This is a genomic window from Promicromonospora sp. MEB111 (assembly GCF_030209445.1).
Classification (GTDB): domain Bacteria; phylum Actinomycetota; class Actinomycetes; order Actinomycetales; family Cellulomonadaceae; genus Promicromonospora.
Window position 1 is genome coordinate 16,106 of sequence record NZ_JARVSD010000016.1, and the last position, 12,302, is coordinate 28,407.

Below are 12,302 nucleotides of genomic sequence, written 5' to 3' on the forward strand. Positions count from 1 at the left end.
CCGCCCGGACCGGACGGCGTGGTGGTGCGACTTAGGTTTGCCTGACCTAACTTAATCCTTCGGACACCCGCGTCAAGCCATGGCCGCAACCCGGGACGTGGCGCCCGTCACTCTGCCGGCGGCACGACCGCCACCGGGCAGGGCGCGTGGTAGATCAGGGCCTGGCTGGTGGATCCCAGCAGCAGGCCGCGAAAGCCCCCGCGCCCGCGGGAGCCCACCACCACGAGCCGGGCGCCCTCGGCCCGGTCGAGGAGGGATGCGGTCGGGCCGTCCGGGGCCACGACCCGCTCGACGCGCACCTCCGGGTGGTCCGCCCTGGCGTCGGCCAGCCAGCGCTCCAGGGCCTCGGCGCCGTGCTCCTGCACGCGCTGGTCCTGCACCCCGTGCCTGGCCGCGGCCGACGCGTCCCGCCACGCGTGCACCGCGACGAGGGGCGCGTCGCGGAGGGCGGCTGCGTCGAAGGCGAAGCGGATCGCCGCCTGGCTCGTGGGCGAACCGTCGACGCCGACCACCACCGGGCCCTCCTGGGCGGGTGTGCCGCGCACCACCACGACCGGGCAGTGCCCGTGCGTGGCCACGGCCACCGCGATCGAGCCCACCAGCAGCCCGGTGAACCCGCCGAGCCCGCGCGAGCCGAGCACCACCAGGCCCGCAGCCGCCGACCTGCCCACGAGCTGGCCTGCCACCGACCCGCTGGCCAGCCTCGTGCCGGCCGGGACGTCGGGCGCCTCCTGCGCGGCCGCCGCGGCGGCGTCGGCGAGCCACTGGCGTCCCTGCTCGATCAGCCCGTCCTCGTACGGCCCGAGCGTCGCGGCGTGCGGGACGCCCGGGGGCACCGGCGTCCACACGCTGACGAGGACCAGCGGCGCACCACGCCGGGCGGCCTCGCGCGCCGCCCACCGCACGGCCCGTGTCGCCGAGTCCGAGCCGTCCACACCCACCAGGACCGGTAGGTCTCGCGTATCGCTCACCAGCCCATCGTGACACCGGATCACGGGACCGGCCGGACCGAGGCGATGGATGATCTACCTATGAGCCGCATTCTCGTGACGGGTTCCGCCGACGGCCTGGGCCGCCTCGCGGCCGACGCTCTCCTGGCCCAGGGCCACGACGTGGTCGTGCACGCCCGGAACCCCGGCCGCGCCGAGACCCTGCGGCCGCTGGTCGACCGCGGCGCCCGGCTGGTGGTCGGCGACCTCGCCGAGCGCGACGACGTCCGCGGCCTCGCCGGTGCGCTGGCCGACGACGCCCCGCTGGACGCGGTGATCCACAACGCCGGCGTGTGGAGCGGACGGGCCGTCATGCCGGTCAACGTCGTCGCCCCGTACCTGCTCACGGCCCTGCTGCCCCGGCCTCGCCGCCTGGTCTACCTGAGCAGCGGCTCGCACTACAGCGGCCGCCCGGTGCTCGACGGCGTCGACTGGCAGGGGCGGGCGCCGGGCTCGTACGGCGACAGCAAGCTCTTCGTCACGGCCCTCGCGGCCGCCGTCGCGCGCCTGCGCCCCGGGGTGCTGAGCAACGCCGTCGACCCCGGGTGGGTGCCCACCCGGATGGGCGGGGCCGGCGCCCCGGACGACCTCGAGCTGGGGCACCGCACCCAGGAGTGGCTCGTCACCAGCGACGACCCGGAGGCGCTGACGACCGGCGGCTACTGGTACCACCAGGAACGGCAGCAGCCGCACGGCGCGGCCCTCGACGTGGCGTTCCAGGACCGGCTCCTGGCGGCGCTGGCGCAGGAGACCGGCACCCCGCTCTGAGCCGACCCGCGGGGCGGCGGGACAGCCGGGCTACGACGCCGCCGTCGGCCGCGGCTCCGCGGCGGACCAGGACGCGAGCAGACGCAGGCCCTCGGCCGACGGCGATCCGGGCTCGGCGCTGTAGACGAGCATCACCTGGCCCGGCTCGGCCGTGAGGGCGAGCTCCTCGTAGACCAGGGTCAGGTCGCCGACGACGGGGTGCCGGAACCGCTTGGTGCCGGCGCCGTGCGTGCGCACGTCGTGCTCGGCCCACAGCGTGCGGAACGTCTCGCTGCGCGTCGAGAGCTCGCCGACGAGGTCCTGGATGCCCTTGTCGTGCGGGTCGCGGCCGGCCTCGGCGCGGATGATCGCCACGCACATCCCGGCGAAGAGGTCCCAGTCCGGGTAGAACTCGCGGGACGTGGGGTCCAGGAACTGGAAGCGCGCGAAGTTCGGCGTCCGGCCGCCGTCCCCGATCAGGGGCGAGTAGAAGGCGCGCCCGAGGGCGTTGACCGCGACGAGGTCCTGCCGCTGGTCGCGGACGACCGCGACGGAGTCCGTGATGGAGTCGAGCGTCCACTGCAGGCTCGTCCGGGGCGCTCCGGGGCGGGAGGCCCGACGGCGGCCGCGCCCCGAGGACGGGATGCCGTCGGCCGCGCGGGCGAGGTCGAGCAGGTGGGCGTGCTCGGCGTCGTCGAGGCGCAGGGCGCGGGACAAGGAGTCCAGGACCGCCGCCGACGCGCCGCCCAGCGCGCCGCGCTCCAGCTTCGCGTAGTACTCGACGCTGACGCCGGCGAGCCCGGCGACCTCGCCGCGGCGCAGGCCCGCCACCCGGCGGTGCGTGCCCGCGGGCAGCCCCGCCTCCTGGGGCGTGAGCCGGGCGCGACGGGTCATGAGGAACTCACGGACCTCTGCTCGGTTGTCCATGCCTCCAGGCTAGGTCGGACGCCCGGGGCGCGGGGTGCCCTGTCGGTACACCCCACGCCAGGGACTCCCTCTCCCCCGCACCACCGCCAAGACTGAACAGGACACCGCACCGACCGAGGGACCACACACCATGAAGGCCACCGTCATGTACGGCGCGGGCGACGTCCGCGTCGAAGCCGTCGCCGACCCGACCGTCCGGCTGCCCACCGACGCCGTCGTGCGCACCGTGCGCACCTGCATCTGCGGCTCCGACCTGCACCCCTACCACTCGATGCCGGGCACCGAGCACGGCCAGACCATGGGGCACGAGCTGCTCGCCGTCGTCGAGGAGGTCGGCTCCGCCGTCACCGCCGTCCGCCCGGGCGACCTCGTGATCGCGCCGTTCGCGTTCGCGGACAACACCTGCCCGATCTGCCGGGACGGCTTCCAGACCGCCTGCCCGCACGGCGGCTTCTACGCGACCCCGCAGACCCCCGGCCTGCAGGCCGAGCTCGCCCGCATCCCGCTCGCCGACGGCAGCCTCGTGCCCGTGCCCGGCGTGACCGAGAAGGACGAGGCGGTCCTGCCCTCGCTGCTGACGCTCTCGGACGTCTACCTCACCGGCTACCACGCCGCGTTCATGGCACGCGTCCGGCCGGGCCAGACGGTCACCGTGATCGGGGACGGCGCCGTGGGCCTCTCCGCGGTGCTCGCCGCGAAGCAGCTCGGCGCCGAGCGCATCATCCTCATGGGCCGCCACCAGGCGCGTACCGACCTGGGCCGGGAGTGGGGCGCGACCGACGTCGTCGCCGAGCGCGGCGAGGAGGGCATCCAGCAGGTCGTCGACCTGACCGGCGGCGAGGGCTCCCACGTCGTGCTGGAGGCCGTGGGCCACATGCCCGCCTACACGCAGTCCGTGGGGGTCGTGCGGGCCGGCGGCGTCATCTCCCGCGTCGGCGTGCCGCAGTACGAGGACGCGCCGGTCGGCTTCGGCTCGCTGTTCGGCAAGAACATCACGCTGACCGGCGGGCCCGCCCCGGTCCGCGCCTACATCGAGCAGGCCGTCCCGCTCGTCCTCGACGGCACCATCGAGCCAGGCAGGGTGTTCGACCGCACCCTCTCGATCGACGAGGTGCCCGCGGGGTACGCGGCGATGGACGCGCGCGAGGCGCTCAAGGTGCTCGTCACCGTCTGACGCAGAGGCGACCGCGCCGACCTCCCGTCGGCGCGGTCGCCCGAGGTCTCAACCGGCGGTCAGGACCTCCACGCCCAGCTCCTGGACCTGCCGGACGACCGCGTCGTGCGGGTCGGCGTCGGTGATCACCCCGGTGACCCGCTCCCAGGGCAGCACCCGGAACCGCGAGGCCGTCCCGATCTTCTCCGACGAGGCGAGGACGTAGGTCTCCGCGGCCCGCGCCGACAGAGCACGCTTCATCGCCGCCTCCTCCGCGTCCCCCGTGGTCAGGCCCGCCTCGGGATGCACCCCCGTGACGCCGAGCAGGCAGAGGTCCGCGGAGACGTTCTGCGCCGCCTCGACGGCGGCCGCGCCGTAGGCGACCGCCGAGTGCTTGAAGACCCGGCCGCCGAGCAGGAAGATCTCCGCGCCCGGGTGGTCGAGCAGGGCCACCGCGATGGTCGGGCTGTGCGTGATCACGGTGCATCCCAGGTCCGGCGGGAGCGCCCTGGCGACGGCGAGCGCCGTGGTGCCGCCGTCGAGGATCACCGCCCCGCCCGGACGCACCAGGCCGGCGGCGACCGAGGCGACCGCACGCTTGCCGTCGGGAGCGACGGACTGCCGGGTCGCGTAGTCGACGACTGCCGGCGAGACCGGGAGCGCGCCGCCGTAGACACGCTGGACGAGGCCCTCGGCGGCCAGGTCCCGCAGGTCGCGTCGCACGCTGTCCTCGGAGATCCCCAGGTCGGCGGCCACGTCCTTGGCCACCACCTTGCCGTCGCGGGCCAGCAGTCCGAGCAGGTGATCTCGACGTTCGGCAGCCAGCATCCGCATTCTCTCCCGTTGTTGCACGTTTCTGCATGTACGGTAGCACTCGTGACCGACAAGCCTCAGCCCCTGCACGTGACGAACCGCCCCGGCGTCGACGTGCCCGACCACCGGGGTCGCACGGGCCTCGACCAGGCCGGGCGCGGCCTGGACCGCAACCCCGGCGTCGTGGTCCGCGACGTCGAGCTCACCTCCCGGGGCTGGCACGTCCTGCGGCGCACCACGTTCGACTACCGGCGCCGCGACGGGCGGTGGGAGTCCCAGCAGCGCGAGACGTACGATCGCGGCAACGGCGCCGTCGTCCTGCCCTACGACGTCGCACGCGGCTGCGTGCTGCTGACCCGTCAGTTCCGCTACCCGGCCTACGTCAACGGGCACCCCGACGGCATGCTCGTCGAGGCGGCCGCCGGACTGCTCGACGCCGACGACCCCGACACCGCGATCCGCCGGGAGAGCGCGGAGGAGCTCGGCGTCACGCTCGGGGAGCTGACCCACGTCCTCGACGCCTACATGAGCCCCGGTTCCGTCACCGAACGCCTCCACCACTACGCCGCCCCCTACACCCCGGCCGACCGGACCGGGGCCGGCGGAGGGCTCGAGGAGGACGGTGAGGACATCGAGGTCCTGGAGGTGCCCTTCGCGGAGGCCCTCGCCATGGCTCGCGACGGCCGCATCGTCGACGGCAAGACCATCCTGCTCCTGCAGTGGGCGGCGCTGGACGGACCGTTCGCGCCGCCCGCATCATCGTGAGCAGGGTCCAACATGAGAAGGGCCCATCATGAGCAGGGCTCGTCGGGAGGAGAGGGCGGCAGGGCGATGGATCCGATCACCGAGGTGCGCGGGCTGCTGGTCGCCGACCGCGAGCGCACGTCCGAGCTGATCGCCTCCCTGACCGGGAGCATCGCCTCGATGGTGGAGGCGACACAGCTCTCCGCGTCCGACGACGAGCACGATCCCGAGGGGTCCACGATCGCCTTCGAGCGCTCGCAGGCGAGCACGCTGCTGGCCACGGCGACGGAGCACCTGGCCGACATCGACACCGCGCTCACGCGGATCGCCGCCGGCACCTACGGCCGCTGCGAGCGCTGCGGACGAGCCATCGCCCACGAGCGCCTGCTGGCGCGACCGACGGCCCGCACCTGCATCACCTGCGCCGCCGCGGGCCAGGCGGATTCCGCGGGCTAGCCAGACGTCACCGACCGGGCGAGCGTCGCCGTCGCGGCGTCCAGCACGGCCCGGAGCTGGGCGTGGGGAAAGCCGTCGCCCGCGCCGGTGTCCGGCCCGATCCGGGTGCTGTAGAAGGGTTCGGCGTCGACGTCACGCTCGCCGGTCCACAGGTTGCCGGCCTCGTCGCGCTGCCACGTGACGTTCTCGCCGCGGAAGTCGGCGCGTTCGAGCCAGTCGGTGCCGCGCGGCCAGTAGCCCGCCCAGTCCGCGGGGCGCAGCGCGGCGTACGCCTCGTCGACGGCGGCGAGGGCCTGGTCCACGTCGTCGTCGTCGAAGACGGCGGCGAAGCGGCACAGCAGGGCCAGCGCCGCGCCCGGGGGCAGCTCGGGGTTCCTCGCGGCGATCGCCCGGCAGATCAGGTCGAGCTCCGACCAGCGCAGCGCGTACGGGTGCCAGTGCGCGAGGTCGTCCCAGCCGAGCTCGGCCGGCTCGGTGGTGCCGGGCGTGGTGACGCCGAGGCTGTGGAGGTCGATGGAGACGTCGATGCTCAGCACGACGTGGTGGCCGGCGTCGACCTCGAAGGCCACGTCGAGCGACGTGTCGTCCTCGTCGTCGACGTCGTCGTCAAGGTCATCGTGCTCGTCCAGCAGATCCTGGAGGGCACCGAGCCGGTCCGCGCCCGGGCCGTCCTCATGGGCGAAGGTGTACCGCGCCCAGAACTCGGGGTCGTGCCAGAGCTCGTGCAGGGCTGATGGGGTCGTCACGCGAGAAACATAGGGCACATACCGGTCAGGCTTCCGGGATCTCGCGGCCGAAGGTCTCCAGCGTGACGTCGGCGGGCTCGGGACCACCGCGGCGTCCGGTGTCCAGGGCGTCGATCGCGGCCAGCTCCGTGCCGGACAGCTCGAAGTCGAACACGTCGAAGTTCTCCGCGATGCGGTGCGGCGTGACCGACTTGGGGATGGCGGAGCGGCCCTGCTGCAGGTGCCAGCGCAGCATCACCTGGGCCGGCGTCTTGTCGTGGGTCTTCGCGATGCCGACGATCGTGGCGTCCTCCAGCGTGCTGGTGTGGCCGGCGTCGCGGTAGAACGTGATGCCGCCGATGGGCGACCACGCCTGGGTGAGGATCCCGGCGGCAGCGTCCGCGGCGAGCACCTCGGGCTGCCGGAAGTAGGGGTGCACCTCCACCTGGTTCACGGCCGGCACCACCGTGGTCGCCTCGCCGAGCCGCTCCAGGTGGTCCGGCATGAAGTTGCTGACACCGATCGCGCGCACCTTCCCGTCGGCCAGCAGGGTCTCCAGCGCGCGGTAGGCCTCGATCGTCAGGTCGAACCGGCTCGGCAGCGCCTGGTGCAGGATCAGCAGGTCGATCGTCTCGACGCCGAGCTTGCCCGCGCTCTTGTCGAACGCGTGCAGCGTGGCGTCGTACCCGTAGTCGCTGATCCAGACCTTCGTCTCGACGAAGATCTCGGACCGGTCGACGCCGGAGCGACGGATCGCCTCGCCGACCTCACGCTCGTTGCCGTAGGCCGCAGCCGTGTCGACGTGCCGGTAGCCGACGCTCAACGCGGCCTCGACAGCCGCGACCGTCTCGTCGGGCGGGGTCTGGAAGACGCCGTACCCCAGGGCGGGCAGCGCCACGCCGTTGTTCAGGTTCAGGGTGGGGATGGAGCTCGTCATGACCTCCACGCTACGTACGACCCGGCCGCGGTGGGAGGCCCTGCCGTTACCCCGAAGTCCCGTCCCCCGCCGTCAGCCGGGAAGCTGTGCGCCGTCCGGGAAGTCCGTGGTGCGGGACAACTCCGCCCACTGCTGGATCTCCTGGTCGACGGCGGCGCGACCGTTGGCGACCAGGCGCAGCGCGTCGGAGCCCAGCACCAGGTGGGCGGGCGGGTTCGGGACGCCGACGATCTTCAGGACCGCCTCGCCGGCGGCCCGCGGGTTGCCGAGCTGGCGGCCGTCCGCCGCCAGCCGGCGCTCCCGGACCGGCGTCATGACCTGGTCGTAGTCCGGGACGGAACGCTCCGCGCGGACCATGGAACGGCCCGCCCAGTCGGTGCGGAACGATCCCGGCGCGACGGCGGTCACGTGGATCCCGAAGGGCGCGACCTCCTTGCCGACGGTCTCCAGGATGCCCTCGACGGCGTACTTGCTGCCCTGGTAGAAGGACGTGCCGGGAACGGTGATCAGTCCGGCCATCGACGTGACGCCGAGGATGTGCCCGCGGCGGCGCTCGCGCATGTGCGGCAGGACGGCCTTGACGAACGCGACCGTGCCGTAGACGTTCACCTCGAACTGCCGGCGCAGGTCGGCCATCGTCGACTCCTCGAAGATCCCCTCGTGCCCGTACCCGGCGTTGGCGATGGCGACGTCGACCGGTCCGACCGCGTCCTCGATCTCGTCGACGGTCCGCAAGACCGCGTCGTCGTCCGTGACGTCGAGGGTGCGGGCGACCGATCGGCCCGGAGCCAGGGCCTCGAACGCCTCGGCGTCGGCCTGCCTGCGGACGGTTCCCACGACGGTGTGACCGGCGTCGAGCGCCGCCTGCGCCATCGCCCGGCCGAGCCCGGAGCTCGCGCCGGTGACGATGAAGATCTTCGTGCTGTGGTTGTCTGTCATGACGACGAGTCTACATCGCGCCGACAATAGTCGACACAGTGTCAATTATGTTCGACGGCGGGTAGGGTGACGGGGTGGACGACGAAGAAGGGGCGCGCGGACGTCGACGGCGCGCGACACCGACCAAGGGCGACCTCCGCGAGCGGGCGATCCTCGACGCGGCCGAGCGGCAGCTGGCCGCCGACGGGTACGACGCCATGACCGTGGCGACCATCGCTCAGGCGGCCGGGATCACCCGCGGGGCCCTGTACTTCTACTTCGGCTCCAAGAACGAGGTCCTCGCCGCCCTGGTCGAGCGGACGGTCACCCGGCTCCGCGCCGAGATCGACGGTACCGACGACGGCGTGGCCCCCGAGGACGCGGTGCGCCAGGGGATCGCGTGGACCGCCCGGATGTGGCGCGAGCACGGGACCGTCATGCGGGCCGCGGTGGAGCTCTCGCCGTCGGTTCCCGCGGTCGAGCAGCTGTGGCGGTCCACGGTCGTCGCGCTCGCGGACACGATGCGCGGTGTCGCCGAGCGCGCCGGCGTGCCGCACGGCCCGGGGCCGCACGACGCCGCCGCCGTCGTCGCCGCGCTGGTCTGGATGACCGAACGGGCCTTCTACCAGGCGGCCGTCACGGGGGGCCTGGTGGACGAGACCGCCGCCACCCTGGCCCACGTCTGGCTGTCGACGCTGGGCCTGCCCGTCGGCACCGGGAGCCGGCAGGGCACGTAGACGTGCCCTGCCGTCGTCACCACGACGTCCGTGCGTACACACGGACGCCCATGGGAGAGTCGTCGTGTGCCGACGACCGACCTCCCGGACTGGCTGCCGCGATGGTGCGCGGATCAGCTCGGAAGCACGCCCGACGGTGTGCTCCTGCGGGTGCACCAGGTCTCGACGGTGCTCGGTCTCCGCCTGCGCGACGGCACGGACGTGGTGGTCAAGGCGCGTCCCGACGACGGCCGCGCCGCGTCCTGTGTCGCGGCGCAGGCCCGGATGTCCGAGCGCGGCTTCCCGTGCGCCCGGCCGCTCACGCCGGCGACCCGCGTGGGTTCGCTGGCCGTGCACGCCGAGGAGTTCCGGCCCGACGGCGAGATCCTGCACGGGACGTCGCCGGAGATCGCCGTGCGCTGCGCGCGCCTGTTCGCCTGGCTCATGGCCGAGCTGGCGGACGTGACCGTCCCGCCGCCGCTGCCCAATCCGCCGTGGGTGCGCTGGGACCACACCGACGGCGGGGTATGGCCCGCGACCGACGGCCCCACGCACGACCAACCCGGTGGCCGGGCCGACGGGGCCCTGCGCGCGTCCGACGTCGACGCCGCCGAGCGGGCCAGACGGCGGTTGCTCGCCGCCGACCTGCCGTCCGTGCTCGGCCACGCCGACTTCGAGGCGCAGAACCTCCGGTGGGTCGGCCGGCAGGTGCGGACGGTGCACGACTGGGACAGTCTCGCGTGGCAACCGGAGGCGGCGCTGGTGGGAGCGGCGAGCGGGGCCTTCGCCAGCGACGGGCCGCCCGTGCTGGCCCCGATCGAGAGCTCCGAGGCGTTCTTGGCGGCCTACCAGGACGCCCGGGGTCGTCCGTTCGGCTCCCAGGAGCAGGAGGTCGCCTGGGCGGCCGGCCTCTGGATGGCCGCCTACAACCTCCAGGAGGGACTGGGCGGCGTCGCCTCCCGCGACGCGTTCAGGGTGCAGGCTGCCGAACGTCTGCGCCGGGCGGGCGCGTAGCCAGGGGCGGCACCCGGCCGCGGCCGGAGAAGCCACGGCCGGTGCGAGCCTTGCGGACGGGCAGTCGCCGACGAGCGTCCGCTGGCGCGGCCGACGGCCCGCACCTGCATCGTCGGCGCTGCCGCTGGCTGGTGGCCGGCATCGGCCAGTCCTGGCGAAGGCCGACCCCGGACGGCTCGGAGGTCGAGCCATAGGATCGACCAGATGGCCGTCAGACCACCCTAGGCGCACGACAGGAGACAGCACGATGACCATGGACGCCCGATACGAAGCTCTCAGAACCGCCCTCGAACAGGACCCCGACCGCGACGTCACCGTGCGTGAAGGAGCCCTCGTGGTCCATCAGACAGCGTTCGCGTTCCTTGCGGGCAGCTCGCTCGCCGTCCGTCTGCCCGCCGGCCGCGCGGACGATCTGATCAAGCGTGGGATCGCGGAGCTCCTCAGGCACGACCCCGGCGCCGACTGGGTGACGATCTCGGACCCCGAGGACTGGCCCGAGCTCGCCGCCGAGGCCCACGAGCTCGCCAGCGGCCACCAGCCTGGCAACAGGTCGTGACACGGGTCTGGTGACCGGCAACGGCCACCGGAATCAGAGGCTCATGAGCAGCCGCTCCCGGCGCCGGCCGAGGTCCGCGAGCTGCGCGTCGAGCTCAGCCGTCCGCCGTCCGGTTCTCTGGTCCGTCTGCTCGACGATCCCGAGAGTCTCGTGCACCCGGTCGACGGCGCCGTCGATCCGGTCCATGAAGGTCCGGTTGTTGAACCGGTGGTCGAACAAGAAGTCGAACGTCCCGAGGTAGTCGTCGTCCAGCAGGTGATCGATGCGGTCCCGCTCGACCTCGTCGAACTCGCGTGCGAGCACGCGGAGCGCCGCACCGGCCTTCCGGATCAGGCCGACAGCCTGGTCCATCTCGTCGGCCTTCCGTCTCTGGTGGCGGTGGCCGTGGCCGTCCCGCACGACGTCGACGGTCGCGGACTCGATCAGGAACAGGTCGTACCGCTGGTCACCGGTGACGTTCCGAGACCGTCCGTGCGCTACGCGGAGGCGGCCTCTGAGGACCGCTGTCACGATGGACTTCCGGCCGGTACGGCGGCAACCGCAGTCCTCACCTCTCCCGCGGCTCGAAGGGGAACGCAGATGCAGATCGATCTGACCGGACGGGTAGCACTCGTGACCGGTTCCAGTGCCGGCATCGGCCGCGCGATCGCGACCTCACTCTCCCGAGCGGGAGCGGACGTCGTGATCAACGGCCGCGACGCGGAGCGGGTCAGGTCCGTCGCGCAGGAGCTCGGCGGAACGGGGATCGTCGCCGACGTCGGCACCGCTGAGGGCGCTGAGCACCTCGTCAGGGAACTGCCCGAGGTCGACATCCTCGTCAACAACACCGGCGTCTTCCCGGCACGCCCGGTGTTCGACATCGACGACGCCGGGTGGCGGGAGATCTTCGAGATCAACGTACTCTCAGGGATCCGGCTCACCAGGCACTACGCGCGCGGGATGGCGTCGCGCGGTCACGGAAGGGTCGTGTTCATCTCCAGCGAGGCGGGTGTTCAACCACCGACCAACATGGTGCACTACGGCACGACGAAGACCGCGCAGCTCGCGGTGGCGCGCGGCTACGCGCAGGCCCTCGCCGGCACAGGCGTGACGGTGAACAGCGTGCTCGCGGGCCCGACGATGAGCGACGGCGTCCTGGCCATGTGGGACGACATCTATCCGGGACTCAGCCGCGAGGAGCAGGAAGCCCAGTTCATCGAGGACGGCCGCGTCGCCGGATCGCTCATCGGGCGGTTGATCCGGCCGGAAGAGATCGCGCACCTGGTGACCTACCTCGCGTCGGGCTACTCCTCCGCCACCACGGGGCGAGCGCTCGGCGTGGACGGCGGCCTCGTGCCCACGATCCTGCCCTAGGTGTGATGTCCGGGGAGGTTGTTCCTGGATCTGGCTTCCCTCCCCCCGCCGGCACGTGAGCAGGGGTGCGACGGCTTCCCGCGCGGTGAGCGACGACGCGTGGGCCGGTACACGGCACGGACCGTGGTGTGACACAGGTCACCCGACACGTTGGGAAGGGTGCCGCGTCCTACACGAGTGTGATCGAAGCACTGATCTGGAAGCGCGCGAGCACTGCTCCGCCACATCGTCCGCCCCGAGCCGCCTAGTGGAGA

15 protein-coding genes are annotated in these 12,302 nt (G+C 73.1%); 8 read left to right on the forward strand and 7 right to left on the reverse strand.

Features of this window, described 5'->3' with window-relative positions:
• Positions 1-107: 107 nt before the first annotated feature.
• Positions 108-971, reverse strand: coding sequence for a universal stress protein (locus QRN56_RS19290; protein WP_285105944.1), 864 nt, complete (start codon positions 969-971; stop codon positions 108-110).
• 60 nt (positions 972-1,031) lie between these two features.
• Here QRN56_RS19290 and QRN56_RS19295 point away from each other — a divergent pair, with 60 nt between their 5' ends.
• The gene (locus QRN56_RS19295) at positions 1,032-1,757 is read left to right on the forward strand and encodes an SDR family NAD(P)-dependent oxidoreductase (protein ID WP_285105946.1); all 726 of its coding nucleotides are present in this window, start codon (positions 1,032-1,034) and stop codon (positions 1,755-1,757) included.
• A gap of 30 nt (positions 1,758-1,787) precedes the next feature.
• On the opposite strand, the gene QRN56_RS19300 is transcribed toward QRN56_RS19295, so the two are convergent.
• Positions 1,788-2,663, reverse strand: coding sequence for a helix-turn-helix transcriptional regulator (locus QRN56_RS19300; protein WP_285105947.1), 876 nt, complete (start codon positions 2,661-2,663; stop codon positions 1,788-1,790).
• Between the two features lie 130 nt (positions 2,664-2,793).
• Between QRN56_RS19300 and QRN56_RS19305 the strand changes: the two genes are divergently transcribed.
• Entirely contained in the window at positions 2,794-3,837 is a 1,044-nt protein-coding gene (locus QRN56_RS19305) for a zinc-binding dehydrogenase (RefSeq protein ID WP_285105948.1), read from the forward strand.
• Positions 3,838-3,885: 48 nt separating this feature from the next.
• Here QRN56_RS19305 and QRN56_RS19310 read toward each other — a convergent pair whose 3' ends face one another.
• Positions 3,886-4,644 (reverse strand): DeoR/GlpR family DNA-binding transcription regulator, encoded by a 759-nt coding sequence (locus QRN56_RS19310; protein WP_285105950.1) that lies wholly within the window; start codon positions 4,642-4,644, stop codon positions 3,886-3,888.
• Positions 4,645-4,692: 48 nt separating this feature from the next.
• Here QRN56_RS19310 and QRN56_RS19315 point away from each other — a divergent pair, with 48 nt between their 5' ends.
• Both QRN56_RS19315 and QRN56_RS19320 read left to right on the forward strand, forming a co-directional pair.
• Entirely contained in the window at positions 4,693-5,394 is a 702-nt protein-coding gene (locus tag QRN56_RS19315; protein ID WP_285105951.1) for an NUDIX domain-containing protein, read from the forward strand.
• Between the two features lie 66 nt (positions 5,395-5,460).
• On the forward strand, positions 5,461-5,829 hold the full coding sequence (locus QRN56_RS19320) for a TraR/DksA family transcriptional regulator (protein ID WP_285105952.1): 369 nt from the start codon (positions 5,461-5,463) through the stop codon (positions 5,827-5,829).
• Here the strand turns inward: QRN56_RS19320 and QRN56_RS19325 are convergent.
• From QRN56_RS19325 to QRN56_RS19335, 3 genes are all read right to left on the reverse strand, one after another.
• Positions 5,826-6,575 carry a hypothetical protein gene (locus QRN56_RS19325; protein ID WP_285105954.1) on the reverse strand — a complete coding sequence of 250 codons (750 nt, stop codon included), beginning with the start codon at positions 6,573-6,575 and terminating at the stop codon, positions 5,826-5,828. The two genes, QRN56_RS19320 and QRN56_RS19325, sit on opposite strands and share 4 nt — an antisense overlap.
• A 25-nt stretch (positions 6,576-6,600) precedes the next feature.
• Complete coding sequence (locus tag QRN56_RS19330) at positions 6,601-7,491, reverse strand: aldo/keto reductase (protein WP_285105956.1); 891 nt, start codon at positions 7,489-7,491, stop codon at positions 6,601-6,603.
• A 72-nt stretch (positions 7,492-7,563) separates the two neighbouring features.
• Complete coding sequence (locus QRN56_RS19335; RefSeq protein ID WP_285105958.1) at positions 7,564-8,430, reverse strand: oxidoreductase; 867 nt, start codon at positions 8,428-8,430, stop codon at positions 7,564-7,566.
• A 74-nt stretch (positions 8,431-8,504) separates the two neighbouring features.
• Here QRN56_RS19335 and QRN56_RS19340 point away from each other — a divergent pair, with 74 nt between their 5' ends.
• From QRN56_RS19340 to QRN56_RS19350, 3 genes are all read left to right on the forward strand, one after another.
• Positions 8,505-9,146: a TetR/AcrR family transcriptional regulator gene (locus tag QRN56_RS19340; protein WP_285105960.1), complete on the forward strand. Its 642-nt coding sequence runs from the start codon at positions 8,505-8,507 to the stop codon at positions 9,144-9,146.
• A gap of 66 nt (positions 9,147-9,212) precedes the next feature.
• Positions 9,213-10,139, forward strand: a complete 927-nt coding sequence (locus QRN56_RS19345; RefSeq protein WP_285105962.1) for an aminoglycoside phosphotransferase/kinase family protein — start codon at positions 9,213-9,215, stop codon at positions 10,137-10,139.
• Positions 10,140-10,473: 334 nt separating this feature from the next.
• Positions 10,474-10,695 (forward strand): hypothetical protein, encoded by a 222-nt coding sequence (locus tag QRN56_RS19350; RefSeq protein WP_285105964.1) that lies wholly within the window; start codon positions 10,474-10,476, stop codon positions 10,693-10,695.
• A 33-nt stretch (positions 10,696-10,728) separates the two neighbouring features.
• Here QRN56_RS19350 and QRN56_RS19355 read toward each other — a convergent pair whose 3' ends face one another.
• Positions 10,729-10,998, reverse strand: coding sequence for a hypothetical protein (locus QRN56_RS19355; RefSeq protein ID WP_285105965.1), 270 nt, complete (start codon positions 10,996-10,998; stop codon positions 10,729-10,731).
• Between QRN56_RS19355 and QRN56_RS19360 the strand changes: the two genes are divergently transcribed.
• The gene (locus tag QRN56_RS19360; RefSeq protein ID WP_285105966.1) at positions 10,951-12,048 is read left to right on the forward strand and encodes an SDR family NAD(P)-dependent oxidoreductase; all 1,098 of its coding nucleotides are present in this window, start codon (positions 10,951-10,953) and stop codon (positions 12,046-12,048) included. The genes QRN56_RS19355 and QRN56_RS19360 overlap by 48 nt on opposite strands.
• Positions 12,049-12,302 lie beyond the last annotated feature (254 nt).

What these genes read in the sequence shown, in the direction of transcription:
- QRN56_RS19295 (WP_285105946.1), top strand. Translation starts at nt 1,032, where the DNA reads ATGAGCCGCATTCTCGTGACGGGTTCCGCCGACGGCCTGGGCCGCCTC.
- QRN56_RS19300 (WP_285105947.1), bottom strand. Translation starts at nt 2,663, where the DNA reads ATGGACAACCGAGCAGAGGTCCGTGAGTTCCTCATGACCCGTCGCGCC.
- QRN56_RS19305 (WP_285105948.1), top strand. Translation starts at nt 2,794, where the DNA reads ATGAAGGCCACCGTCATGTACGGCGCGGGCGACGTCCGCGTCGAAGCC.
- QRN56_RS19310 (WP_285105950.1), bottom strand. Translation starts at nt 4,644, where the DNA reads ATGCTGGCTGCCGAACGTCGAGATCACCTGCTCGGACTGCTGGCCCGC.
- QRN56_RS19320 (WP_285105952.1), top strand. Translation starts at nt 5,461, where the DNA reads ATGGATCCGATCACCGAGGTGCGCGGGCTGCTGGTCGCCGACCGCGAG.
- QRN56_RS19330 (WP_285105956.1), bottom strand. Translation starts at nt 7,491, where the DNA reads ATGACGAGCTCCATCCCCACCCTGAACCTGAACAACGGCGTGGCGCTG.
- QRN56_RS19335 (WP_285105958.1), bottom strand. Translation starts at nt 8,430, where the DNA reads ATGACAGACAACCACAGCACGAAGATCTTCATCGTCACCGGCGCGAGC.